The organism is Burkholderia sp. WSM2232 (genome assembly GCF_000472545.1).
Lineage (GTDB): Bacteria > Pseudomonadota > Gammaproteobacteria > Burkholderiales > Burkholderiaceae > Paraburkholderia.
Genome location: NZ_AWZV01000003.1, coordinates 1 through 24,575, shown reverse-complemented (window position 1 = coordinate 24,575; position 24,575 = coordinate 1). Strand labels below are relative to the sequence as shown.

General features: G+C 58.9%; 21 protein-coding genes. 5 read left to right on the top strand and 16 right to left on the bottom strand.

Translation table 11 applies throughout. The features are described 5' to 3' along the window. Positions 1-41: 41 nt before the first annotated feature. Positions 42-467: a DUF3830 family protein gene (locus F757_RS0100105; protein WP_027209573.1), complete on the bottom strand. Its 426-nt coding sequence runs from the start codon at positions 465-467 to the stop codon at positions 42-44. A gap of 655 nt (positions 468-1,122) precedes the next feature. Then, on the bottom strand, positions 1,123-2,046 hold the full coding sequence (locus F757_RS0100100; protein ID WP_027209572.1) for an AraC family transcriptional regulator: 924 nt from the start codon (positions 2,044-2,046) through the stop codon (positions 1,123-1,125). Between the two features lie 175 nt (positions 2,047-2,221). Between F757_RS0100100 and F757_RS0100095 the strand changes: the two genes are divergently transcribed. Next, a complete protein-coding gene (locus F757_RS0100095) occupies positions 2,222-3,220 on the top strand; it encodes a helix-turn-helix transcriptional regulator (protein ID WP_027209571.1) in 999 nt (332 codons plus the stop codon). 82 nt (positions 3,221-3,302) lie between these two features. Here the strand turns inward: F757_RS0100095 and F757_RS0100090 are convergent, their stop codons facing one another. Both F757_RS0100090 and F757_RS0100085 read right to left on the bottom strand, forming a co-directional pair. Next, on the bottom strand, positions 3,303-4,064 hold the full coding sequence (locus F757_RS0100090; RefSeq protein ID WP_027209570.1) for an ABC transporter permease: 762 nt from the start codon (positions 4,062-4,064) through the stop codon (positions 3,303-3,305). After that, entirely contained in the window at positions 4,061-4,987 is a 927-nt protein-coding gene (locus tag F757_RS0100085) for an ABC transporter ATP-binding protein (RefSeq protein WP_027209569.1), read from the bottom strand. The genes F757_RS0100090 and F757_RS0100085 overlap by 4 nt, the downstream gene beginning before the upstream one ends. 400 nt (positions 4,988-5,387) lie before the next feature. On the opposite strand from F757_RS0100085, the gene F757_RS0100080 reads away from it, so the two are divergent. Then, positions 5,388-5,783, top strand: a complete 396-nt coding sequence (locus F757_RS0100080) for a hypothetical protein (protein WP_027209568.1) — start codon at positions 5,388-5,390, stop codon at positions 5,781-5,783. Between the two features lie 247 nt (positions 5,784-6,030). Here the strand turns inward: F757_RS0100080 and F757_RS0100075 are convergent, their stop codons facing one another. Both F757_RS0100075 and F757_RS0100070 read right to left on the bottom strand, forming a co-directional pair. Continuing rightward, positions 6,031-7,659, bottom strand: coding sequence for a tannase/feruloyl esterase family alpha/beta hydrolase (locus F757_RS0100075; RefSeq protein ID WP_051376637.1), 1,629 nt, complete (start codon positions 7,657-7,659; stop codon positions 6,031-6,033). Between the two features lie 113 nt (positions 7,660-7,772). Then, entirely contained in the window at positions 7,773-8,879 is a 1,107-nt protein-coding gene (locus tag F757_RS0100070; protein ID WP_027209566.1) for an OpgC domain-containing protein, read from the bottom strand. A 548-nt stretch (positions 8,880-9,427) separates the two neighbouring features. Between F757_RS0100070 and F757_RS0100065 the strand changes: the two genes are divergently transcribed. Continuing rightward, positions 9,428-10,633 (top strand): acyltransferase family protein, encoded by a 1,206-nt coding sequence (locus tag F757_RS0100065; protein ID WP_035466069.1) that lies wholly within the window; start codon positions 9,428-9,430, stop codon positions 10,631-10,633. Between the two features lie 93 nt (positions 10,634-10,726). Next, the gene (locus F757_RS34785) at positions 10,727-10,990 is read left to right on the top strand and encodes a hypothetical protein (protein WP_027209564.1); all 264 of its coding nucleotides are present in this window, start codon (positions 10,727-10,729) and stop codon (positions 10,988-10,990) included. A gap of 50 nt (positions 10,991-11,040) precedes the next feature. Here F757_RS34785 and F757_RS0100055 read toward each other — a convergent pair whose 3' ends face one another. Beyond that, positions 11,041-12,957, bottom strand: coding sequence for an AAA family ATPase (locus tag F757_RS0100055; protein ID WP_027209563.1), 1,917 nt, complete (start codon positions 12,955-12,957; stop codon positions 11,041-11,043). 555 nt (positions 12,958-13,512) lie between these two features. On the opposite strand from F757_RS0100055, the gene F757_RS0100050 reads away from it, so the two are divergent. Next, on the top strand, positions 13,513-14,136 hold the full coding sequence (locus tag F757_RS0100050) for an ABC transporter ATP-binding protein (protein ID WP_027209562.1): 624 nt from the start codon (positions 13,513-13,515) through the stop codon (positions 14,134-14,136). Positions 14,137-14,179: 43 nt separating this feature from the next. Here the strand turns inward: F757_RS0100050 and F757_RS0100045 are convergent, their stop codons facing one another. From F757_RS0100045 to F757_RS36375, 9 genes are all read right to left on the bottom strand, one after another. Continuing rightward, positions 14,180-15,187: a zinc-dependent alcohol dehydrogenase family protein gene (locus F757_RS0100045; protein ID WP_027209561.1), complete on the bottom strand. Its 1,008-nt coding sequence runs from the start codon at positions 15,185-15,187 to the stop codon at positions 14,180-14,182. 232 nt (positions 15,188-15,419) lie between these two features. Beyond that, complete coding sequence (locus F757_RS0100040; protein WP_027209560.1) at positions 15,420-16,463, bottom strand: T6SS immunity protein Tli4 family protein; 1,044 nt, start codon at positions 16,461-16,463, stop codon at positions 15,420-15,422. A gap of 161 nt (positions 16,464-16,624) precedes the next feature. Further along, entirely contained in the window at positions 16,625-17,251 is a 627-nt protein-coding gene (locus F757_RS0100035) for a hypothetical protein (RefSeq protein ID WP_027209559.1), read from the bottom strand. 60 nt (positions 17,252-17,311) lie between these two features. After that, positions 17,312-17,593 carry a hypothetical protein gene (locus F757_RS32825; RefSeq protein WP_027209558.1) on the bottom strand — a complete coding sequence of 94 codons (282 nt, stop codon included), beginning with the start codon at positions 17,591-17,593 and terminating at the stop codon, positions 17,312-17,314. A gap of 210 nt (positions 17,594-17,803) precedes the next feature. Continuing rightward, the gene (locus F757_RS36950) at positions 17,804-18,340 is read right to left on the bottom strand and encodes a T6SS immunity protein Tli4 family protein (RefSeq protein WP_442856615.1); all 537 of its coding nucleotides are present in this window, start codon (positions 18,338-18,340) and stop codon (positions 17,804-17,806) included. Positions 18,341-19,187: 847 nt separating this feature from the next. Beyond that, positions 19,188-20,252 (bottom strand): T6SS immunity protein Tli4 family protein, encoded by a 1,065-nt coding sequence (locus tag F757_RS0100020; protein ID WP_156923474.1) that lies wholly within the window; start codon positions 20,250-20,252, stop codon positions 19,188-19,190. 96 nt (positions 20,253-20,348) lie between these two features. Further along, positions 20,349-20,834, bottom strand: coding sequence for a T6SS immunity protein Tli4 family protein (locus F757_RS36945; protein WP_442856614.1), 486 nt, complete (start codon positions 20,832-20,834; stop codon positions 20,349-20,351). A gap of 500 nt (positions 20,835-21,334) precedes the next feature. Further along, positions 21,335-23,737 carry a phospholipase D-like domain-containing protein gene (locus F757_RS0100010; protein ID WP_051376636.1) on the bottom strand — a complete coding sequence of 801 codons (2,403 nt, stop codon included), beginning with the start codon at positions 23,735-23,737 and terminating at the stop codon, positions 21,335-21,337. Continuing rightward, on the bottom strand, positions 23,737-24,575 hold an 839-nt coding region (locus tag F757_RS36375), incomplete at its 5' end, for a DUF2345 domain-containing protein (RefSeq protein ID WP_035465984.1). The genes F757_RS36375 and F757_RS0100010, both read right to left, overlap by 1 nt.

Genomic DNA, 24,575 nt, shown 5'->3' with positions numbered 1-24,575 from the left:
CACCACTAGAGAGCCGCCGAGCGGCGAAATGCGCGGGGAGCTCAGATCTTTTCAAACAACACGTCTTGCGCGCCTTCCCACAGCACCTTGACGCCCACTTCACGCAGCTTTTCCTTGCCTTCGACGATAGTCAGGAAGTGATTGCCGGCGAGTTGTCCCATCTTGCTTGCGAAGCAGCACGAGCCATAGGCGATCAGAATCTCCGTTTCGCTGTAGCCGCCCGGATAAAACAGAATGTCGCCGACCGACGGATGACTCGTGTGGTTTTCGAAGCCGACCGCCACGCCGTCGTTCTCCAGTTTGAACTCGCCAAGCGGCACCCAGCACCCCTCGCCGCTCCAGCGCACGTGAATGATCTTCTGGCGGTACGGCAGCAGCTTGAGGAAGGCGTTCACGGTTTGCGGCGCGTCCGGGTTGGTTTCGGCGATAAAGACATGGCCGCAGCAGGTGATTCGAAGTCGGGTCATTGCAGGTATCCGGTATGACGGTGAATGATGGAGGAGGTGGTCGACAAAAAACGGCCGGCAGGCAGCCGCAAGCAAGAAGCGCAAAGCAAGAAGCGCAAAGCAAGCAGCGGTCAGCAAGCAGCGATCAGCAAAAACCGCCCGGCGAGGCGCGGTCAACCGGAAGCGGCCGGGGCGGGCCGTGGGCTGGTCATTCTGTCGTGCCGTGCAAGGGTTCGACAGATACAGTTCGCATCGGGCCGGTCAGGCCAGTTCGGCCACCCGCCACGCAACGCTCGCCGCGGCTCAAGCGAACGGAAACACGACCCCATGCCAGGTCGAGCCACTGGCGCGCCACGAAAGTTCGTAGTTTGCAAGCCGCGCAATGCACAGCACACTTCGAAAGGTGCGTGATTCCTACAGACGGCTTCCGGCTTCCCCCTCCGCTTGTCAGGCGTGACCGGGCTGACCGTCAAAACCAAAGCCCAATAAGAGGCGCAGCGCCGCCATGCATCGGAGGGGACCGCTCGCAGCGTCGCGCGCGGGCACCGTCCATCACCGGCTGTTGCCAAAATCCCGCCCGCGGCTGCACCGGCCATCTTGCCGGCCGGTTAGTGGTCTGTTGTCGGCCAGGTTCATCGGTCACTGGCTGTCGACCGCCGCCGCGCAGGTCCGCGACTCAACCGCGCAACCGGTAGACAAGCGGCGTCACGCCGTAGTCACGCTTGAACTGCACGGAGAAATGACTGGCATTCTCGTAACCTACCGCAAGGGCAATGTGCTGCACGCTCTGATCGGTGGAGAGCAGCAGCTTTGCCGCTACCTCGAGGCGCATGCGGGTCACGTATTGATGCGGCGTTTCGCCAGTCTCACGGCGAAATACGCGGGCAAAGTGGAAGCTGCTCAGACCGGCCTGCGCGGCCAGTTCGCCGATTGAAAGATCGGCGCCCAGGTTCGTGCGAATGTAATCGGTTACACGCCGGATGCGGCGCGGCACCAGGCGTTCTGGCTGCGCCGGCTGTGCCGTTCCTGCTTGCCGGCCGTGCGAATAATGTTGAAGAAGATGCGCGGCAAGCGCATGAACCAGCGCATCGACATAAAGACGCGAGTCGGCGGGGTCGGCGGCGGCGCGGTGCAATGCGGAAAGCATCGCGGCCACCAGTGGATCGTGAAACCGCATCGCGTCGCCGAGCGACAGTTCGCGGCGCGATGCGCCGAGCTCCATCTGATCTGCCACGCTGTCGATCAGACTGCGCTCGATATGTAAATGGACGGTCGACAGCGGCTCATCGCTGATCGAACGCCAGCGCCAGGAGATTGGCGCGGGCGGCACGTACCAGACGTCGCCCACTCGCAGCTCGGCGCTTTCCCAGCGCCCGTTCAGATTGCGCTCAAGATGCTCGGCGCCGCTTGCCAGCGTCATCAGCGTAAGGTCCTGCAGGCCGGGCGCTTCCAGCAGTTCCTGCTCGTCCGGCTCGAGATAGGAGCGCAACACCAGGTGACGCCACGGGCGATCCACGCTCGACACCAGTTTCTGGCCCGCCAGGTAGCGGTCGTAGGCAAGCGTCGTTGTCAGCTTTGGAATTCGTGTCTTCACGTCCATTCCCAAGGAGGTGCCGTATGCAAATAGAGAAACCTGTCGAACCCGCGTCGCCGGTCGGCTGTCAGCGCAAGAATTCAAAAATGATAGCAAGGAACCGGCTACCGTAATTTCTGGAAATAGCTAATCATTCAGGTTGTCGTCTTTCACGCGTTTCGAACGCCGGAGCTACCGTTTCATGGAACACGAATGCGATACGCTGCCGCATTGGCTGACCGGTTCGCCGCAAGGCGAAGCGGGCCATGCGTCGGCAGCATACAACCCAGCGCTCACCGCACAACCGGCCTACCCGGCCGGCACGCGGCAGGCCGCGAAGACAGCCCACGCGGCTGAAGCATCGATCGTATCTGGCCGCGCGGCAACAGGCGCGGCGCCCGCAGGTTTTCTCACGCTCTTTACCGAGGAAGAGATCGGCACGCCCTCGCCGGCCGCGCGCCGCGCGCCGCTCATCAGTCCGCTGGTGCGTTTTGGCAGCGCGCAGGACCGCATTGAATTTGTGCGGCAGCGCATCAGGCAATTGGGCTTCAACTCGTTCAGCTATACGGCCACGCGCACGTCCGCGCATCGCAAGACCATGTTCGTGCTGACGAGCTATGAGTCGCAGAGCTGGCTCACACGCTATTTTCGCGAGCGTTATTTCGAGCTCGATCCGCGCGTGGCGCTGGCTTCGCCGACAGGCATGCCGTTCCTCTGGAATACGGTGGACATGCGCGCCGACCTGCCGCGTGCGCAAATGCGCAGCGAGCGGCTTGGCGGCCTGATCGACATGCTGGAGGAGACCGGTCGCAAGAGCGGCATTCTCACGCAGATGCCGCTGCCCGAGCCGGACTTGAGCGCGAGCCTGTGCTTCAACTCGGAGATCGGCAACCCGCGCTGGATGACGGAATCGATCGTGGCCGAAACGCTGATGTTCGCGCACACGATTCATGAGTTCATCTGGACGCACGCAAAGAGCGTGATCGGCATGACGCCCGCGCAGCAGCACCGCGTGACGTTGAGCGAGTTGCAGCACGCGGTGCTCAAGGCGGTGGTTCAAGGGCAACGCGACAAGGAAATCGCGTATTTCCTCGGGCTCTCGCCGCACAATGTCGACTACCACTTGCGGCGTTTGCGGCAGTTGTTCAACGTGCGCAACCGCGTGCAGTTGATCAACGTCGCGAAGGCGTACGTCTCGTAGAAGTGTCGCGCATGGGTGAGCGCCGAAAAAACGGCGTGGCGGCAGTTGTCGCCACGCCGTTTTTCTTATGGCAGCGCGCCGCTCAGCTCTTCAGGCGGTAGCCCGTCTTGAAGATCCACGCGACAATCGCGAGAAACACGGCCAGGAAAAGCGCCGTCATGCCGAGACTGATTTCGACGTTCACATCCGCGAGGCCGTAAAAGCTCCAGCGGAATCCGCTCACCAGATAAACAATCGGATTGAAGAGCGTCACCACCTTCCAGAACGGCGGCAGCATGTTGACCGCGTAGAAGCTCCCGCCGAGGAACGTGAGCGGCGTGATGATCAGCAGCGGCACCAGTTGCAGCTTCTCGAAGCTGTCCGCCCAGATGCCGATGATGAACCCGAGCAGACTGAACGTGACCGCGGTCAACACGAGAAACAGGATCATCCAGAACGGATGCTGGACTTGCAGCGGCACAAAAAGGCCCGCGGTGGCGAGAATGATGAGGCCGAGCAGGATCGACTTGGTGGCGGCCGCGCCCACGTAGCTCACCACGATCTCCAGATACGAGACCGGCGCCGACAGCAACTCGTAGATCGTGCCGGTGAAGCGCGGAAAGTAGATGCCGAACGACGCATTGGAAATGCTCTGCGACAGCAGCGAGAGCATGATCAGCCCCGGCACGATGAACGCGCCGTAGCTGATGCCGTCCACTTCCTTGATGCGCGAGCCAATGGCCGCGCCGAACACGACGAAGTAAAGCGACGTGGAGATCACCGGCGCGATGATGCTTTGCATCAGCGTGCGCCAGGTGCGCGCCATTTCGAACTTGTAGATTGCGCGAATCGCGTAGATGTTCATTGGTTACCTCGAAGCAGACTCACGAAGATGTCTTCAAGCGAACTCTGCGTGGTGTGCAGGTCCTTGAAACGGATGCTGGCGTCGTCGAGTGCTTTTAGCAGCGCAATGATGTCGGTACGTCCGCCGTCGCCTTCGTAGGTGTAGATCAGCTCGTTGCCGCCCTTCGCCACGTCGAGCCCGTAGCCAGCGAGCGACGGCGGCAACGCGTCGAGCGGACTCTCGAGCTGCAGCGTCAACTGCTTCTTGCCCAGCTTGCGCATGAGTTCGGTTTTCTCTTCGACCAGCATGATCTCGCCGCCGTTGATTACGCCTATGCGGTCCGCCATTTCCTCCGCTTCGTCGATGTAATGCGTGGTCAGGATGATCGTCACGCCGCTTGCCGCGAGCGAGCGCACCAGTTTCCACATGTCGCGGCGCAATTCGACGTCCACGCCCGCCGTGGGTTCATCGAGAAACAGCACGCGCGGTTCGTGCGATAACGCCTTCGCGATCAGCACGCGGCGCTTCATGCCGCCCGACAGCGTGATGATCTTGCTGTTGCGCTTCTCCCACAACGACAGGTCACGCAGCACTTTCTCGATGTAGGCCGGGTTTTTGGGCTTGCCGAACAGGCCGCGGCTGAACGACACCGTGGCCCACACGGTCTCGAAAGAGTCGGTGGTGAGTTCCTGCGGCACGAGGCCGATCAACGAGCGCGCGCCGCGATAGTCGGCGGCAATGTCGCGGCCGTCCACCATCACGCTGCCTTCGCTCGCGTTGACAATGCCGCAGATGATGCTGATGAGCGTGGTCTTGCCCGCCCCGTTTGGCCCGAGCAGGGCAAAGATTTCTCCGCGGTTGATTCCGAGGTTGATGTTTTTTAGCGCCTGAAAACCGCTTGCATAGGTTTTCGACACATTCGTGACTGAGACGATTGGCTGCATGGATTCGACGATGGCAGACACCGTTGCAAAAGTGGATGAAATGACGCGCAAGCGCGACCGCACCCGCAATGTAATGGAAACCGCGAAAGCCTGCAGCGCAGACCGTCGAAGCCTACGGAAAGTCGCGCACTGCCGTATCGGGCTGCCAACACGTCGTTGCAGCGCACGATAGTTCGGCTTCCATAGCGATATGGCGCAAATGGCGGCGGCCTCATGGGGCGCCCGTCCACGTCGCGCGAGGCCGGCGAGGCGCCGCGCCGGGAACGCGCCATGCTCGATTGTCGCCGTGCTACTGCACCCGTGCGCCGGGCGCCGGCACCAAGGCACAGTGTTTGCGGCAGTGTTTTCATGTGAGTGCGAGGCGCTCGCGTGACCTCAATCGACTCTATGGAGATGAATCATGAAACGCCTTACCAAGACGATCTTTGCTTCAGCGCTCGTAATGGCACTCTCGGGCGGAGCCTACGCACAAGCCGGCGGCGGTGCCGGCGGGGGCGGGGGTGCGGGCGGCGGCGCCGCGGCCGGTGCGGGCGGCGGTAACGGAGTGGGCGCGGGCGGCGGAACCGCTGGCGGCGCGGGCGGCACGCTCACTCCCGGCATGGGCCCCGGCACGATGAAGCACCCCGGCGATTCCGGCTATGGCTCGCCGGGCGTGACGGGCACCGGCGGGGGCATGGGCACGGGCACCGGCGCTTCGCCGGACAGCGCGACCACGAAGCGCCCGAACAACGGCATGAGCAACGGTACGCGCAGCGGCACCAGCGGCGCTAACGGAACCATGCAGAACGGGCAGTAAGTCAGGGCCCGGTTCCGTCTCAAGCCTCGGGCCTCGGGCCTCAAGCAGTAGCTGAATCTCGAGGCGGTGAAAGCGCTGGGACACAGCGACGGCGGCGCCGCATGGCGTCGCCGTCCTTTTATTGAGCTGACAGCCCCTCACGCCGATGGTGGATTTTGCAACGGTTTCAATGTAAAGAAGACGCGCCTCGCGACAGAGCAGGACCCTCGCTCGCAATCGCGGTTCGTCATGACGGCTTTCTGGTCAGTCACGGCTCCTTGCAAACAAAGCTGCTCGCAAGATTGACATTCCCCTTGCCCGTATAGCGCGGAAACAATGGATAGCGGCACAACGGTCGCGAGCGTCCGTTGGTTGCCGCGGCGATGTCGGTGGCGATCAGCGTTTCCGGCGACGCGCCGCGCGTGACCCAGTTATCGAGCGCGCCCAGCAGATCGACCGACGGCACGAACGCGCCGCTGCCATGCTGAAAACCCGGCACCATGTACAAACGCATGAAACGATTAACCTCATCCACGCCATAACGCTCGACTAGCGCCTGGCGGTATGCAATGGTCTGGTTCGGGCTGATGACTTCGTCGGCGAGACCCTGCAGCGTGATGAGCTTGCCGCCGCGCGCCATGTAGCGCCCAAGGTCGGGGTTCATCGCGCCGATGGTTTGCGAAAGCGCGATCAGCTGCGCGCGATACTTGCCCGGATGCAGCGGATCGAAGCGCAGAGAGTCGAAGTCCGCATCGCGCACAACGAAGTAGCGCACATAGCCGTCGCCTTGCGCGTACAGGTAACCGTTGGCAAAAAATTTCGGCTCCGCGAGCCGTTGGCCCTGATGCCCGAGGCCAAGCGAACCCGTCAGCTGCGTGCCCTGGAAAACGTTGTAACCGCGATAACCGCTGACGTCCCACGCGAGCTTATAAGGCAGCGACAAGCCATCGCGCAGCACCATCAACGTGGCCAGTTGCGTTTCGGTGAGGCAGGTGTCGCGCGGCTCGTCGGGCGAGAACGTGCGCCCCGCGCAGCGTAATGACTCGACGATTTCCGCTTCATGCGTGCGGCAGGCGGCGACGTCGCTGACAATGCCGTCGGCCGCGCCGTCGAGCCCGTCGCATACGGCAAGCGTGCGCTGATAGACGTGCTGCAGCATGAGCGGCGGCACGAACCCGCCCGGCGTCGCATATTCCGCCTGCCCTACTTTCACGCCGATCAGTCGCACGCCCGAAAAATTGAGCGCAGGCGAATTGGCGATCACGCCATCATAGTCGTCGGGAAAGCGCTGCATCACGGTGTAGCCTTCGCGGCCGCCCGTGGAGCCGCCGGCGAAATACATGCGCTGCGGCGGCCGGCCATACGCGCGCGCGATGAGTGCGAGCGCGGCGTCGTGCGTCTTCTTCAGATGCGCATAGCCGAAGTTGGTCACGGCTTCGTCGACAAGGCCGAACACCGCGAGCGAGGAATCGCCCACGTGCCCCGAATCGTCGCCGAAGGTCGCATAGCCTTGTGCAAGCGGCGCGCGGTCCGGCGAAAACGGCATCACGCCGGTGCCGCTCACCACGACGCCGTTATACCCGCCGCCGCCCACTTGCAGCGCGCGCCCGTTCCAGTGACGCGGCAGATTCAGGTCGAAGCGGATGTCCGGCGTGGTCGCCTTGAGCGCCTTGATGCGCCCCGTGATGCGGCAATACTCACCGCCCTGCTGATTGCCGGGCGCGGTGGCGCCGATCATCGTGGCGCTTTCGATCTGCGCGCCGGCTGTGGGCAGCGCGATAACTTCTGCCGGCAATACGGCGCCCGCGAATTCGGCGCAACGCATGGAAAGCGATGCTTCCTTCTGTGCGCCGAGAGCCGTGTGCATGCCCAGCGCGGGGCATGCCATCGCGAGCATGGCCCTAAGCATGGCCCCCAGCAGGCCCTCGAACATGGGCCCGAGCGTGGGCCCTTCGGCGCTGGCGCGCCCGCGCCGGGTCCACGCTATGTCTATGCCGCGCGTTCGCGCCATCATCCGCAACGCGCCCCGCTTGCAGCCGCGCGTGGCTGCTGTCCTCGCCATCCGTGCCAGGCGCGCGCAAGCATCAGCAACGCGCCAATCGCGACGAAGTCGCCGGCAAGCCCCATCAGCACGCCTCGAAAGCCATGAAACGTATGGGGCGTGGCCGTATCAACGATCAGCGACACCAGCGTACCGCCGACAAAACACACGAGCCCGGTACGGCCCACCGTAACGACCGCCGGCAGCCGCTGCGCGAGCCGCGCGATACTGCCCACCCGCACAAGTCGCGCCGGGAGCCAGGCTATGACGATAAAGTTGATCACGCGGTCCACGGAAAGATTCTGTTTGAGGGTGCCGGGCAAAGGCTGCGTCAGCACGACAAGTTTAACGGCGGCAAACGCGAGCACGGCGGCAATCGCGACGCGCGTGAACCAGCGCGCCGCATTGCCCGCATGAAAGCGCTCGCTGATCGGCGCGAGCCGGCATACGATGCCAAGCACGAACATCAATTGCCATGCGAAAGGATTAAAAGCCCAGTCGGCCACGTCGTCAATGCTCAATAGCGCGGCGAGCGGACGTGCGAGACACCATATGGCCGCGCTCAACGCAAGGGCCGCCACACGAGAGCGCAGGGCGAGCGGCACGACGGCGGGCACCAGCAGCGCGTAGAACATGTACATAGGCAACACGCTCGACAGATACGGCTGCCGGCGCAGCACTGCAATGTTCAACGCCTGCTGCAGCGGCTCGGCGGCAAAAGGCAACCAGCCCGTGAGTTCGACCATCGGGCGATTCAAGTGCAGCAACGCGAGCGCTCCGCCCGAGAGCAGCGTGAACAGCGCGGTCAGCAGATACGCCCGGTAAATCTCCCAGCAGCGCCGCACGAAACGCAGCCGGGCGGCCTTTTCGCCGCGCGCCGTCATGACCGCCGTATACGCCGCCGCCGACGCGTAGCCTCCGAGAAACACAAACACTTCCGCCGAATCGCACAGCGCGTACGCGTGCAGCATCACATGAGAAAGCGTGCTGCCGGGCATGTGATCCAGCACGATGACGATCAACACGACCCCGCGAAAGAAGTCCACTTCGACGGAGCGTCCGCGGCGAATGTCCATGCATGTTCTCGCAGGAAAGTTATCCAGCAACGCGCCACCATATAACGTTTCGGCAGATGCCGCGCAATGAAGTCATGGACGCTGACAGGCAGCCTTTCGTTCACAGCGATTCGCTGGCTAACTGAAATGCCGCTGTCGGCATGCGGTAATCGCGAAAACCGGAGTATTTCATTGGCGGCAAGTTTTGCGGCTTTCACGCACATTCGCCAATACATCCGGTAAATGCCGCCGAAAATAATCAACAGATCGCGGTATGCGATTTTTTTTGTTTTTTTTCATCGTACGATGAATTCATGCATGACCGTCGGAGCTCGTGCACCGCACGCGAACAACGCTCCGCACGGCGGCCACTCATGTGGACCGGACACGCTCGCACCACGACTGCAATCAGTGCGCGCGTTGCGCGTCGTTGCGACGCCTTCCTTGTGCCGCTGCCCGCGCTTGCACCGCTTGCACGACGGGCTGTTGGATTCACGCGGCACCGGTCCTTCCATTACCGACCCGAACGGTTGCGCACGCGCACCGCCCTCGCATTGGAAGACGCTCACATGAACAACAGGATTGCCGGCTTCGACGGACTGCGCGCCATTGCAGTCCTGATGGTGTTTCTCCAGCACCGGCTATTCGGCGACATCGGCGAGATAGGCCATCTCGGCGTATGGATCTTCTTTGCGTTGAGCGGCTTCCTGATTATGGGCATTCTCTCGGCGCAACGGCTGCGCATCGAGCAAAGCGGCAGCGGCTTTGTCGTTGAACTCAAGCGCTTCCTGTTTCGCCGCACTCTGCGCATTTTCCCGATCTATTACCTGATGCTGACGGTCATGTCAGTGCTCATGCTATTCGGCCTCGCAAGTCCGCAGCTCGCGAGCGGTATGCCATTTCATTTCGCTTATCTGTCGAACTTCTGGATCGGCTCGGTGCTGCATTACTGGCCGGGGCGCTACTCGCACTTGTGGAGTCTTGCCATCGAGGAGCAGTTCTACCTGGTGTTCGCGCCGCTGCTGTTGCTGCTCGCTACCCGGCGGCATCTTGCCGTGTGCGCGTCGACGGTCGCAGTGGGACTGGTGTCGCTATGGCTCATGCGCGCCGCGCATTGGCAGGAGATCACCATCTACACGCATCCGCTGAGCAACTTCTGGTTATTGGCGCTCGGCGGGATGGGAGGGCTTGCGGTTGTCCATCACGCGGGCCGTCTGCGCGCCTCGCTCGGGCATGGCGCAACGCTGTTTGGTTTAAGCCTTTGTCTGGTGGGTTTTTGTGCGAGCGAGCCGGCCTGGAGCGAGGTTCGGAATCCGGCGCTGTTCACTTGTATCGACGCCGCGTATGGCGTATGTATCGCGGCGCTGGTGTGTTCGATTGCGTGCTGCCGCAATGCGGTCGTCATGGCTCTGCTCGAAGCGCGCTGGCTCGTGGGGCTCGGGCGCATCAGCTACGGCTTTTATCTGTATCACAACCTGATTCCCGATCTCACGCGCAATCACCACGCACGGGCCCTGTTTGGCGGTGTGGTGCCGCTATGGGCACACGCGGTGGGAATTGCGGCGTCGTTTGGGATCTCGCTCGGGCTCGCGCTGCTGTCGTGGCGCCTGATCGAGGAGCCCATTCTGCGCTTGAAGACGAGGCGTGCGCCCAAAGACAACGCAAGTTCGACATCGACGCCAAAGACGGGGTTTGCGCCAACGCCAACGTCGGCGCATCACGAGTGCGGCTCGCGCGCGTTGACCGACAAAGGCGCTGCCTCGGATGCTGCCTGATACGGATGAGGCTGCCTGTTTCGCTGGCGATCACGGGCATGGCACAGGCATTGCTGCATTGATCGACATACCTGTTACCACTGGAGACGCGCCGTGGCCACTCAGCCGAATAGCCCGAACGAGCACGACCAGAACCCGCACGGAGACACAGACCCAGGCGGCCCGCCCACCGAAGTCTCGAAGCCGGTCGGCGATGCAATTCCGACGCCCGTCGAACCGGGGCTCGACCAGCCGCTGCCCGAAAAAGGCTCAACCGCGCCAGCGGAGGACGATGACGCCGAGGCGAAACGCGAGCCGTTGGGCGAAACAGAGACGCCTCCAGGGGTGCCTCCACCCGGGCCGTCGGACTTTGCCTAGCGTGGGTTTCGAAGAAGCGCGCGCGCCGCGCTCACGCTCGGGTTGCGGCCTTACGCAGCCTCAGGCTCGGGCTCCTGCTCATGCACGATCTTGAGCGTGCTCTTGTGTTCCTTGATCAGCCGATACACCGTCTCGCCCGGCACGGTTTCCTGTTCGAGCAGTTCATCGGCGATAGCGCGCAGCACGGGCTCGTAGGCATGCAGCAGGTTGTAGCATTGCTCGTTCAATTCCTTGAGCAGCACATTCGCCTGTTCTATTGCGCTCTTCATCTGAAGCCCCGCGTACTGCGAAGGCAATGCAGCGAGGCTGAACAGATTGCCGTCACTGTTAAAGCCGAACTTCGACACCATGTCGAGACTGATACGCGACGCTTCCTGCAAATCGGACGCCGCACCGCTCGATGCTTCGGAGAACGCGAGAATTTCCGCGTTGCGGCCGCCGAGCAGCACCTTGACCTCGTTGCGGATCTCAGTCTCGCGGTACAAATGCTTGTCCTGCGCCTTGGTGATCAGCGCCACGCCGAGCGCGCCGCCTCGCGGCAGAATCGTGACCTCTTCGAGCACACCCGTGCCGAGCAGCGCGGCAACCAGGCCGTGGCCCGCCTCATGCACCGCTATGCGCGTGCGTTCGTCCTCGGTCAACGCGCGTTCCGCGCCGCTTACGTCGCCAATGCGGGCGATCTTGATTGCCTCGATGAAATGCTTCGCCGCGATTTCCGTGTCGCCGGCCTTGCGCGCGACGAGTCCCGCCTGGTTCACGACCATCGCGACCGTCGCGGGCGAGAGGCCCGTGGTCAGACGCGCGAGCTGATCGTAGTCGATGTCCGGTGCCTTCGCTTTCAGCTTTTCTGCATAGAAACGGAAAATTTCCGCGCGATCCTCGCGATCCGGCAGGCGAACCTGCACCGTGCGATCGAACCGGCCGGGCCGGCGCAATGCCTCGTCGAGATTGTCCGGGTGATTGGTGGCCGCGACGATGATCACCCCTTCATTAGAAGCGAAGCCGTCCATTTCCGCTAGCAACTGATTGATGATGCGGTTGCTCTCGGCTTCGACAGGACCGCCGCCTGTGTCGGTACGTTTCGCAAGGCCGTCGGCTTCGTCGATGAAGATCACGGTCGGCGCATTCTTGCGTGCCATTTCGAACAGATGCTTGACCTTCTGAATGCCGACACCGTAATACTTCGCGCTGAAATAGCTGCCGGTGATCGAAATGAAGTTCGCGCCGCATTCGCCGGCGAGCGCCTGGGCAAGCCGCGTCTTGCCGACGCCGGGACCGCCCACCATCAGGATGCCGCACGGCGCGCGCACGCCCATCGACGTAAATTGCTTCGGGTCGGACAGGTAGCCGCGGATGTCCGCGAGCGCAGCCTTGGCTTCACCGGCGCCGATCACGTCGTCGAAACGCAGCGTGGGTGCCTTGCTGAGCAAGGTCGCGCCGCCGCGCATTTCGCGGCGCATGAACCACACCATGCCGCCAATCAGCAACAACGGCAGCAGCAGGCTGATCACGTCGCGCGTCTGGTCGAACACCTGGAGCCAGCGCGAGCCGCCCGTGCGGATATCCGCATCGGGCAACCACACCAGCTGATATGAAGCGCCCTCGCCCGAGCGGGTCTCGCCGAGCAGGAGCGCATGCGAGAAGGTCGCGTTGTGGTCGGTGACGAAATAGCGTGAACCGTCGCGCTTCGACACGAGAATAGCGTTGGGACTGACGCCGATCGCGGAGACCTTCGCTTCCCGAATATCGCGCAGCATTTGCGATGCGTCTTTCTCTTCGCGCGTCCAGGCGGACGTATCGTGGCGCATCTGACTCGCGACGCCGGTCAATGCCGGGGCGAGCTGTGCCACGCGCTGCTGGTGATGCCAAAAGCTGAACGCAAGTACCACCGCAATGAGCACTGCGCCAGCCGCAATGGCGACTTTGCGCGCCCGTGTTTTCCCAAGCGAATTCTTTCCCGGCTTCATGAGTCACTTCCAAAAACGGGCTCACGGGAGCCCCAAAACGTATCGAATCAGAGGATGAGCGGTTGGAAGAGGAATCGGCTATTGCGATGCCATGCCTGCAAATGCCTTCAAGGAACAAGGACACCCAACCATGCGTCCCTTTTAACCAGTCGCGTAGAGCCAGTATGCTCTGCGGCTGCTTTTTCCAAATCGCAGAAAAGGCCTGTTTCTACCGCTTATCCCGCCGTTTGAGGAGTCGGAATATAAGGGCACGAGCGGCCCATGAAATACGGTAGAAAACTGCTCCGCCGCACAGTGTAGCAGCGTAAAAAAGGCGGTGTATTCTGTAGACCTATCATTTGCACCCTGCCCTATTTTTGTATTCTTGTAGCCGGCCCATTGCGTTGCCATTTTCCCTCGCATGCCGCGGCGCGGCGGCGTGGGCCGTTAACCGGTCGCGTGCCCGCGACAGCATTCGAAGCGCCGCGCGTTTTTTGCTAGGCTCCGCTATTCTCGCCAGCCTTCGACGGCAAGCGTCGCTGTTGCGCGGGGCAAACACTCGACTTTCCCCGACTTATGCTTCGATTCGAAAACCTCAGCAAGCGTTATGGCGACCGCGTCGTCTTTCAGGGACTGCGCCACCACTTCGCGGCCGGCTGCATTGCGCTCAATGACGAGTCGGGTAGCGGTAAATCCACCCTGCTCGGCATTCTCGCCGGCGCCATTGCAGCCGACGGGGGCGACGTGTGGGTCGGCGGCCATTCGCTGAAGGCATCGCCGGCAGCGGCGAAGTTGCTGCTGACGTACGTGCCCGAGGATTGCATGCCTTCGCCCGATTGCGCCGGCCGCGACTATCTGCAGAGTGTGGCCGCCTCCCGCAACGCCACGGTAAGCGACGCCGTGCTGGCGCTCGCGGATCGCTTCGGGCTCACGCCGCATCTGGAAAAACGCTTCGAGCAGATGTCCTTCGGCACGCGCAAGAAGTTCTTTCTGACCTCGGCGGCGCTAGGCGAAACGCGAGTGTTGATTGCAGACGAGCCCGTAGGCGGGCTCGACGCCGCCGCGCGCGCCGTGCTGGTCGACCTCTTCAGGACGCTTGGACAAACTCGCACGGTGTTTTTCTCGAGCTATGACGAAGCCTTCACCGAAGCATGCGGGGCCACACGCCTGAGCTTCGCGGACCTCGCGCAGCGCGGCTGAATGCACGTACGCGCGGGGCGCAGGCGCCGCCCCCGCGCCACGCTCAGATCGACACGCAAATCTTGCCGAAGTGGGCGCCCGACGCCTCATGTCTGAAGGCATCCGCGAGGCGCGCGAGTTCGAACGTGCTGTCGATCACCGGCTTGATACCGGTCGCCTCCAGCGCGCGAACCATCTCGCGCTGGTCCTGCCGGCTGCCGACAATCAGGCCTTGCAGCCGCTGTTGGCGCGCCATCAGCGCGGCGGTCGGCACCGGTCCGGCGCGTCCGGTCAGCACGCCGATCAACGCGATATGGCCGCCAATCCGGCACGCCGTGATCGACTGCGGCAAGGTACCGGGGCCGCCCACTTCGATCACGTGGTCGACGCCGCGCCCGCCGGTCAGCGAGCGCACTTCCTTGCCCCATTCGGGATTGTCGCGGTAGTTGATCGTATGAGCCGCGCCCAGCGCGCGGAGCTTCTCGAGCTTTGCGTCCGATGAGGAAGTGGCGATCACCGTCGCGCCCATCGCCCTCGCCAGCTGCAGGCCGAACACCGACACGCCGCCCGTGCCGAGCACGAGCACCGTGGCGCCCGCTTTCAACTGACCGTCGACAACCAGTGCCCGCCAGGCCGTGAGTCCTGCCGTGGTGAGCGTGGCGGCCTCGGCGTGGCTATAGCCGCGCGGCGCGTGCGTGAAATAGTGGCTTGGGAGCACGACGACTTCGCGCGCGTAGCCGTCGACGCCGTCGCCGGGCGTAGTTTTGAAGTCGCCGATAGGAGGTGGGCCGTTTTCCCAGAACGGGAAAAAGCATGACACCACGTGATCGCCGACCTTGAATTCGTCGACGCCCTCGCCGACCGCCTCGACCACGCCTGCACCGTCGGCCATTGGAATGCGCCCCGCTTCGGCGGGCAATACGCCGCTTACGACGCCGTAGTCATGGAAGTTGAGCGAGCTCGCGTGAATGCGAACTCGAAGCTGGCCCGCGCGGGGCTCTCCTGGGTCGTCGATATCGACGACCTGAAGAGAGTCGACACTCGCGGGCGATCCAATTTTGACGGCTTTCATGGGGTGACTCCTTTGGGGTTTGCCGGGGGCGGTTGAGGTGGGGGCGGTTGGCCTGAGGATATAGCAAGCGGGGGTTGTCTGTCGGCGAGTGCGGCCGGTGAGGAAGACCTGGCCCAAGGATTTCTTCCTTCGATTTGTGCCGGCGCTATTGGTGCAGAGAAAACAACTTCAGCTACTCGATTGATAAAGATATCAAACGGACCGGAACATGACAGTGTTCCGGTTTTTGATTCTATTGAACTGGTCTTCGTTTAACGGAAGCTGCAACGGCCTTCGCGATCCGCTCGAGCTCGTCTCCGGAGACCGGCGGAACGCCTTTGGCGGCATACCTTGCGGTCCGCTGAACGAGTAACTCGAGATCGGGCGTATCGACCGTCGCGTTGGGATCTCCCTGCACCGTGACAAGATACGCATAGTCCGTTGCGCCATCGTAGCCCGTGACGGTGGCAAAACTCGCCGTGCCCCAGCGTCCCGCCATCATGGTGGGGCGGTAACGTAGCGGTCCGTGTAGGTGGATGACTCTGCCAATGGCGTCGGAAGTCCAGACGAACTCGTTTCTCTGTTGCGAAGTCATTTTTGAGAGATCGCCTGCTGAGCGATCGGCGAGGAAGATCGTCACGTCCGGGTGTTCTTTTAAGCGGAAGGTCACGCCAACATTGCTAACATTGACTGCTCTGCTCTGCGAAACAAAAATTCCCGGAAGACAAGCTCCTTCCTCAACTGGAACTTGATATGGTTGACGCACATGAAGATTCATAAACGTGTCCCTCGCGCGCTGCCTGACTAGCGCCCGGCCGCCATCGTATGAAACTGCTTTAAAACCTATGAAACGCCCATCTTTGTAAACGTTGAATTCGGACACACCATCTCCAGATATCGCGAACGAATTCGACGCATCAACTTCTCGCGGGAAAAAGCCCTGATCTTCTATTATCTTTTCCGCGTTTAATTTGACAAAATGTCGCTTTTTCTTCAAATACCCTTCAACCCATCCTGCTGGCGGATTCTGAACTACGATGAACGACCCATTGAACCCAAAGGAGGAATACATTGCGGGCTGCCCATCGGCAAATTGGGTAGGATTCCGTATAAATTCGCCATCCAATATCTGCGGTGTCGTCGTAGCAACGTCGACCGGTCCCGGGAGCGCGAGCGCGTAACGCCCGACGCACTCGTTATAGCCGTTTGCCATTGCATTAGAAGTCAGCAAAAACGGCAGATACACATATGGCGCTAGTCGAATCGCCTTCTGCAATAACGCAATATAATCCATCATTCCAAGTTCTCCCGAAATTTTCTCGCTTGTGATTGATGCTTGCAGGGCATCTATCGCCGGCACCGCCTCGTTGGAACAGAGTCGTTTTTCGCAACTGGCGACGTCGCAAAACCGAGACTGTTATCTAAAACTCTTCCAGACATATCGTAACCTTAAGTTTTCTAATTACTTGGCATGGACTTGTATTTCTTAAAAATAGATTCGACAACCTTTCTGTCTTGGATGTCTAACCTCAGCTTTGTGTAGTCAGCCTCAATAAAAGGCCGCAAGATATCGATTTCCGCAGTGCGGCCGTCATGCTTTTTTATATTTTCTGCGTTTTGCGCTTCCATCCGCATGAAGTAAGCAAAAATGCTGGCATATTTTTCACTTTCCTGCCGGATTTTTTTGTAGTCACCTGAAAAATCTATGCCGTCGGCACAGATACCATCAACCTCGATTTTTCCAATGCGGATACGAGACGGATAAATATATGCACCGGCTAGCCTTCCAGAAACAGAATCCAAATCAGCGTCGATTATTTCGTTATGGACGGAATCAAGCTGACCTTCATAAAAATTGGGTTTCGTTTTTAGACTAAGTGTGGCTTTTGCAAAGCAATCAGATGCCATACCCGCTCCTCGAGGTATAGCTCCTCCAGCTACAATCAGCGTTTTATTTTTACCAGCGTCGATCAATATGGCGTCACCGTGCGCCCCCGAGTAGATGTTTAACGCGGTTCCGGACATTGCGTGGGTGGCGTGAACCAGAACAATAGAGAACAAGAACAGCCTAATAATCGCTTTCATTTTTCAATTCATCCTGGGCTTTTGGTTTTTCCGACATGTATCGCGCTACGCCCCTGCTTGTTAGGCAGCCGAAGAGTGGATAAATCTGATGATCTGGCCGTGGGCGTTGGTTTTTCCACGCTCTGCATAAATGGCATTGATCAATGCTTCACCATAACCGCGGGTCTCCGGGACCTGCATATCTAGATCTTTTAACGCCGACGTAACAAAATCGGTGGTTGGGCCATGTTGAACTGCAGTAGACCATACGACATCGTTTATTGCATGTGAGTGATATCGGAGGTTCACGTCGGCCCTTGCTATCACGGTATTGATCTGCACGTCGAAATCGGTTCTTTTCATAAACTCATGTTCGACATGATATAAATCGATCAAAATTGTTTTGTACGACTTCTTTCCATTTCCTTGATTGCAGGATTTCCGGAAATGTGCGCACGCGCCCCGGACCGTTTAGATGACATTCCGGTTCGTCGGGCGAACCGACCGACGATAACGGCCTCTGTAAAAGAGGCCACAGCGACTTGTGCTATAGCAGAGTTTCGGTGTCCAGTTCTATTGACCTGGCCTTCGTTTAACGGAAGCTGCAACGGCCTTCGCGATCCGCTCGAGCTCGTCTCCGGAGACCGGCGGAACGCCTTTGGCGGCATACTTCGCGGTCCGCTGAACGAGTAACTCGAGATCGGGCGTATCGACCGCCGCGTTCGGGTTCCCCTGCACNGTGACAAGATACGCATAGTCCGTTGCGCCATCGTAACGGGTGACGGTGGCAAAACTCGCCGTGCCCAAGCGTCCCGCCATCATGGTAGGGCGGTAACGTAGCGGTCCGTGTAAATGGATGACTTTGCCGATGGCATCTGAAGTCCAGATCAACTCGCTCATCTGCACAGAAGTCAAACTTGATAGATCACCTGCCGAGCGATCAGCCAGAAAGATGGTCACGTCAGGATGATCCGCCAGTCGAAAAGTAACTCCGATATTGCTAATGTCATCTGCACCTGTGGATGACACGAATATTCCTGGAAGACAGGCACCTTTTTCATTTGGGACCTCATAGAGCTGGCGCCAACGGAAATTCCGCAACGTTTTCATCATCCGTCGTTGCGTTACGGCAGGGCTATCCTCATAAGAAGTGGCTTTGAATATTGCCAATCGTCCACTCTTATAAACATCAAACTGCGAGAGCATCGTCCCAGACACCGAAAACGAATCCGGCTGACCCGTCGGTACTTCCGAAAATCTCCTATCTATATTCGATTCGTTCCTGCTTTCAGCAGCGAAGCTACGCATTTCAGTCAACAGCCTAGCTGTCCATTCTTGGGAGACGCCCTCGAAAATTTCAAATTCCCCATTGAAGACAAATGAGGAGTACATGGTCGACTGGCCGTCGAGAAACCGGATGGGATATTTTATAAATTTTCCATCGAACACGGCGGGAGTAGTTGTGGCCACGTCTACCTGACCAGGAAGAGCTAGCTCGTATCGCCCTACGCACTCGCGGTAGCCACCGGCTGAGGCGTGATCTGCAAACACGAATGAACACAGAAGGTATGCGGCGCGCCGATACCAGTTGCATCGGGCGCGTAAGTCCTTTATCAAGCTAGGTCTTCCTGTACGTTGGGATTTTCTACTGACGCCCGAAACGCCTTTTCCGGCGCAGCGGGTCTCTATCGACAAGTCAGCCTGTGATTTTCCGTTAAACGGTATCGAAATCATGCCGCCGAAGCCATCTGGGACCGCCATCCATGTCGGCCAAATCGGCGGTCGATCGGATTCTGTTCGTCCGCTTAGCGTGATTTCAGGATTCCGGGGAAATGCGCACCCGCCCCCGGACCGTTTAGATGACACTCCGGTTTGCCGGTCGAACCGACCGGCGATAACGGCCTCTGTAAAAGACGCCGCAGCAGCTTGCGCTATAGCAAAGTTTCGGCGTCCAGTTCTATTGAACTGGCCTTCGTTTAACGGAGGCTGCAACGGCTTTCGCGATCCGTTCAAGCTCCTCCCCGGAGACCGGCGAAACACCTTTGACGGCATACTTTGCGGTACGCTGAACAAGTAACTCGAGATCGGGCGTATCGACCGTCGCGTTGGGATCTCCCTGCACCGTGACGAGATACGCATAGTCCGTTGCGCCATCGTATCGGGTGACGGTGGCAAAACTCGCTGCGCCCGAGCGCCCGGCCATCATGGTGGGGCGGTAACGTAGCGGTCCGTGTAGATGGATGACTCTGCCAATGGCGTCGGAAGTCCAGACGAACTCGTTTCTCTGTCGCGAAGTCATTTTTGAGAGATCGCCTGCTGAGCGATCGGCGAGGAAGATTGTCACGTCCGGGTGTTCTTTTAAGCGGAAGGTCACCCCAATGTTACTAAAGTCATTCGCTGCTTTCGACGCAACGAAAATCCCAGGAAGGCAAGCTCCGGCCTGACGAGGAATCTCATACGGTTCGCGCGCACGAAGACTAGCCAGGGTGTTCATCATGCGCTTTCTGGTTACCTCTGGGCTGTCCTCGAACGACGTAGCTGTATAAACGATCATTTGACCGTTCATATAGCGGTCGAACTCTGAAACCCTCGTTCCCGACAATGCAACCGAATTCGGTTGTCCCGTCGAAACTTCGATGAACTGTTGGTCCGCGGTTGGCTCACGTTTGCTGGCAATCACGAAGTCTTTGCTTTTCTGCAGAAAAGCCTTGGCCCACGCATCCGAAATCCCCCGGACAATTTGGAATTTTCCATTGAACCCGAACGAGGAATACATGGTCTGCTGGCCATCCGGAAATTGAATAGGATACAGTATATGTTTATCAGGGTTGCGAATTACGGCGTCATCAAATACAAGAGATGTCGTTGTTGCGACGTCCACCTCTCCGGGCAAGGAAAGTTCGTAACGACCGACACATTCGTGATAGTTGGCGGCTACAGCGTTGTGAACGAACAGCGAGAGTCCGCATAGACATGCAACCAGCCCAATATGTAATGACCGCAAAACAAGACGACCCCTCACCTTGATTTTCCTCGCATATTCTCATTGCTCGTCCATGCCCGGAGAGCGGTCTCAGACAGGACCCGGCTATTTGATGATGCATTGAGTTTCCAGACTCTATTGAACTGGCCTTCGTCTAACGGAAGCCGCAACGGCTTTCGCGATCCGCTCAAGCTCGTCTCCGGAGACCGGCGGAATTCCTTTGGCGGCATGCTTTGCGGTCCGCTGAACGAGTAACTCGAGATCGGGCGTATCGACCGCCGCNCGGGTGACGGTGGCAAAACTCGCCGTGCCCAAGCGTCCCGCCATCATGGTAGGGCGGTAACGTAGCGGCCCCTGTAGATGGATGACTCTGCCAATGGCATCGGAAGTCCAGACGAACTCATTTCTCTGCTGCGAAGTCATTTTTGATAGATCGCCTGCAGATCGATCGGCGAAGAAGATCGTAACATCCGGGTGTTCTTTCATGCGAAAGGTGACTCCGATATCACTGACATCATCCATACCTGTTGACGCAATGAATAGTCCAGGAAGACAGGCGCCTCTTTCGTTCGGAACCTCATAAGCGTTGCGCAAACGAAAGTTGCGCAAAGTATTGATCATGCGCTGTTTGATCACCTGCGGGCTCTCGTTGTACGACACCGCCGTAAATCTTGTTAATTGTCCATTTTGGTACACATTGAACTCAGAAAGCATCGTGCCAGACATCGCAAATGAATCCGGCAGACCAGTCGCTACCTCGGAAAACCTCTTATCTTCGTTGGATTCGTCTTTGCTTCGAGCAGTGAAAGTGCGCATCTTGGTCAAGAATCGACCGGCCCAATCTTTTGAGACGCCCTGGAAAATCTCGAATTCGCCATTGAAACCAAATGCCGAATACATGGTCGACTCTCCGTCGGAGAACCGAATGGGATAATTTATAAACTGTCCATCGAATACTGCAGGAATAGTTGTGGCCACATCCACCTGACTAGGAAGCGCTAGCTCATATCGCCCTACGCACTCGCGGTACTCACCGGCTGAAGCACAATCCGCAAACACGAAGCAACAAAGGACCGATGCTGCGCGGCGATACAATCTGGATAGAAAGTGAAAGTGCTGCATCACCCTATTTCTCTTATCGAATTGTGACTCTCTATTGATGCCCGAAGCGCCTCATTCGGTGACACTTTTTCGGACGATGTCTTGCTGTCTGCAACCAGCGACGTAGCAAAACCCAGATTGTTGCTTTCGCCGTTCGTCCAGCCAATTGGCAGAGAAGTAATGAAGCCTTTCACGAGTCTGAGATTGACGGCAGCTGGTCTGTGCTGAAAAGTTAGCCAAAAACTCTCGTTAAATGGCATGGGGATCATGCTGACCGTGGTCGTCTGCCTATGCCGATTCCACGTCGGCCATATAGATGCCGGTTTCAATTCTTCTGATCCGTCCAAGGCAACTGCGTGATTTCTCGGAATAAAATCAAACGCCGCCTCATAAAGCGCTGTATTTGCATCCGCCACCGCCTGAATCTCCTTCCAGTTCGCCGGATTTGCAGGTTGATCGATAGCTGCTTGAAGCGACGACGCCGGCCGGACGTTCCCCGTGATTCCAAAAATCTTTTTCCAGACAGCCTGTCGAAGCTGACGGGCAAACTTGCGAGTTGACTTGAGATGCCCGCTGCCATCCAGGTCGTGCTTTTCGATCTCCGAATCGACTATCAACGCCGCGATTTCCGAATCGCGTGACCCCAACATACTGCGGTCATTGATATTAGCGCTCCCGACAATCGCATACAAATCATCCACGATCATCATCTTGTTATGGATATAAATCTGCTCCGTCACGTACCGGTCGCCAAGTTTCGCCCAATTACGCAGATTGAGTAACGTAACGTACTCGCGACAGTTTTCAATGGGCAACTCCTCATAACGACGATCATCAACATCGGTCAATACCTTCCTCCAGTCTCCCGCTTTCTTGTCCCAAAGCTCTCTCGCCTTCAGATATCGACGAACCCGATTGAGCAGACTGAACGATCCGAATACCAGCGACTGCATGGTCCAATGCACCTGGTTCATGACACTCGCGTCATTCAAATTGCCTTCTGGATGAACGGGCAATGTGATGATGACGTGAAAGTTCTCCTTCACGCCGGACATGATGGCGCGCCCGATCCGTTGCCCGAGCCGTTCGCAAATAAAGTTCTTCGGCGCTTCGTCGGGATGCGATGAAACACCCCAAAGACGGGTTGCAAGTTGGTTGAATCCCCTTCCCTTGACAAGCTGCGCTGGCCCGGAAAGGTTCCTCTGCGAACTAATGTCCGATGCCTGCTTGTCAGGATGAGTCTGTTCGCTCACGAAGCCTGACACGAAGAACTGATTCTCAATGTAGATAAACGATGTCGCCCTACTGATCAGGTTGCCCATCGCTGCCGCGATTTCTCGCTGGCTCCCCGTCGGAACGGGCCGAAGCGACTTCTCGCGGCTGCTCAGATTGTTGTACTCGCCCTTGCGCATCCTCGCAGAGGCGCTGCGCAAGATCTGCACGCCACATCCACCGGTTTGGTCCGCCGGCGTTGACGGCAAGGGGAGTTTGCTCTTGCCTCCTTCACTGTTCCAGCGCAATACGAAGTTCAGAGCAACATCGGTTGCGGAGGGACCATCGATGCGCACATGGGAATCCTGCCACGGCATGCGTGGCTGCCGAAGTTCGTCTAGGGTACTGACATCACTACCGATCGTCTGAAACGCACCCGCCTGAATCCTGGCAAGTGTTTCGGGACGCCTGGAGACGACGTAATGGTCATCTGAGAATCTCGTCAGAAGATCTGGATCGACACACTTATCGGGTGATATTTTCCCAACGTGCGGTATGCAGGTGTTATAGCGATTTGACGCTTGACGGCCCGCCGCGTCGGCCCTGAGATCATAGTGCTCATCGTCAAACCGTCCATAACAAACGTCCATGCCGCCAACAAAGGCCGTTTGTTCATCGATCACCACGAACTTCTGGTGATGGCTAAAAAATAGGGAATCGTCGTCTGCCAGCGATTTCGCCTGCGTTACCCAGACACAGGTACGCCCCGTCAGGTCGTTGATTGCCTCAAGCACTGATTTGGTCTGCGCGTCGTAGGTTTGTACAGGGTCAGCGTGCTTCCACGGCATGACATAAACGTTCAGACCGCGGTTCTTCGTCACCGCCTTTAGTAAAACATCAAAAAGCCGGCCGCCTAGCCCCGGCGTAAGCTGTGCGTCCCAGTTCACCTGCCAGCCGGCCATGTAAACCGTCTTCGTAGCCCCTTCGATTGCCTGCACCAGGTTGGCGAAATAGGCTACACCTGTAGTGAACGGCGTGACCTTGTTTCCCCACTTGGGCACGGCGAACGGTTGACCGGCAAGCTGCCAGATATTTTCCGTCCCGTATGCCTTGTATGGTTCGCCTCCCTTGTCGACAATCTGCCGCAAAGACGGGACCATGAAATCAAATGAATCTCCTGTCGGTGGCACTTTCGCCATCACGTCGAGCATCAATTACTCCCCCGAAGTTTGCGCAGAATCGCCGCGCCGCTATTGACCTGCAACTCCTGTTTTGCTAGCGGCAAAAAGCTGTGATCAACATCTCCAAGCTGCGCCGTGTACACCTGATCGCTGTAACCCATGGCGTCCAGCGCTGCATAAAGGCGACGTCCGTCGTCCCAACTCTTCTGTTCCCGTTGAAGGTGAAGCTGACGGATCTGCCCCGCGTACACTAGCCACGTTTGAGCGGGCGCCTCGTTGTATGCCTCGTGCAATTGTTTTTGCTCTGCATCTGTCAACGAGACCTTGCCGTCAGCATCGCTCCTGCCGGCCAGAATGATTTCGGAAGACATTAAGGCTTCTTCGGGACTCAGTGCCTGGACCACCCGCCAGGCAGTACCGGAATGTGCCGTCCCAGTTGGGCCGGGTATGTCGGACAGCAGCATGTTGAACTTCAATGGACCCTGCTGGGGCTGCGCTGGTAACGGTCCAAGCTTTGGATACTGGGACGCCGCCCCCTTCTTCTGGATCGTGATCACCTTGAAGAACAGATCAGCCGGACCGCCGAGCGTGATGTTCCCGTCTTTAAGCTGGATAAATGCGCCGCCGCATTCGAGAGTCAATTCCTTCGCAGCCGCAATCGTGACCTTTCCGTTCACACTCGCCACCGACACATCCTGATCCGCAAACAGTGACATCGCATCGCTCTGAGCCTGAATCTCGACGGGGCCTTTCGCTGCAAATATCCTGATGCCGAGCTTCTGGGCAAACAGCGAGATCTTCTCGCCCGCGGCGACCGTGAAGCGTTTGACCACGCTCCAGTCGGCGTTCTTCCCCGCAACCGCCGAAA

What these genes read in the sequence shown, in the direction of transcription:
- F757_RS32825 (WP_027209558.1), bottom strand. Translation starts at nt 17,593, where the DNA reads ATGAAAAGAACCGATTTCGACGTGCAGATCAATACCGTGATAGCAAGG.
- F757_RS0100075 (WP_051376637.1), bottom strand. Translation starts at nt 7,659, where the DNA reads ATGCTCGCGATGGCATGCCCCGCGCTGGGCATGCACACGGCTCTCGGC.
- F757_RS0100010 (WP_051376636.1), bottom strand. Translation starts at nt 23,737, where the DNA reads ATGCTCGACGTGATGGCGAAAGTGCCACCGACAGGAGATTCATTTGAT.
- F757_RS0100095 (WP_027209571.1), top strand. Translation starts at nt 2,222, where the DNA reads ATGGAACACGAATGCGATACGCTGCCGCATTGGCTGACCGGTTCGCCG.
- F757_RS0100070 (WP_027209566.1), bottom strand. Translation starts at nt 8,879, where the DNA reads ATGGACATTCGCCGCGGACGCTCCGTCGAAGTGGACTTCTTTCGCGGG.
- F757_RS0100065 (WP_035466069.1), top strand. Translation starts at nt 9,428, where the DNA reads ATGAACAACAGGATTGCCGGCTTCGACGGACTGCGCGCCATTGCAGTC.
- F757_RS0100085 (WP_027209569.1), bottom strand. Translation starts at nt 4,987, where the DNA reads ATGCAGCCAATCGTCTCAGTCACGAATGTGTCGAAAACCTATGCAAGC.
- F757_RS0100100 (WP_027209572.1), bottom strand. Translation starts at nt 2,046, where the DNA reads ATGGACGTGAAGACACGAATTCCAAAGCTGACAACGACGCTTGCCTAC.
- F757_RS0100040 (WP_027209560.1), bottom strand. Translation starts at nt 16,463, where the DNA reads ATGATGGATTATATTGCGTTATTGCAGAAGGCGATTCGACTAGCGCCA.
- F757_RS0100035 (WP_027209559.1), bottom strand. Translation starts at nt 17,251, where the DNA reads ATGAAAGCGATTATTAGGCTGTTCTTGTTCTCTATTGTTCTGGTTCAC.
- F757_RS0100080 (WP_027209568.1), top strand. Translation starts at nt 5,388, where the DNA reads ATGAAACGCCTTACCAAGACGATCTTTGCTTCAGCGCTCGTAATGGCA.
- F757_RS0100045 (WP_027209561.1), bottom strand. Translation starts at nt 15,187, where the DNA reads ATGAAAGCCGTCAAAATTGGATCGCCCGCGAGTGTCGACTCTCTTCAG.
- F757_RS0100105 (WP_027209573.1), bottom strand. Translation starts at nt 467, where the DNA reads ATGACCCGACTTCGAATCACCTGCTGCGGCCATGTCTTTATCGCCGAA.
- F757_RS0100090 (WP_027209570.1), bottom strand. Translation starts at nt 4,064, where the DNA reads ATGAACATCTACGCGATTCGCGCAATCTACAAGTTCGAAATGGCGCGC.
- F757_RS0100050 (WP_027209562.1), top strand. Translation starts at nt 13,513, where the DNA reads ATGCTTCGATTCGAAAACCTCAGCAAGCGTTATGGCGACCGCGTCGTC.
- F757_RS0100055 (WP_027209563.1), bottom strand. Translation starts at nt 12,957, where the DNA reads ATGAAGCCGGGAAAGAATTCGCTTGGGAAAACACGGGCGCGCAAAGTC.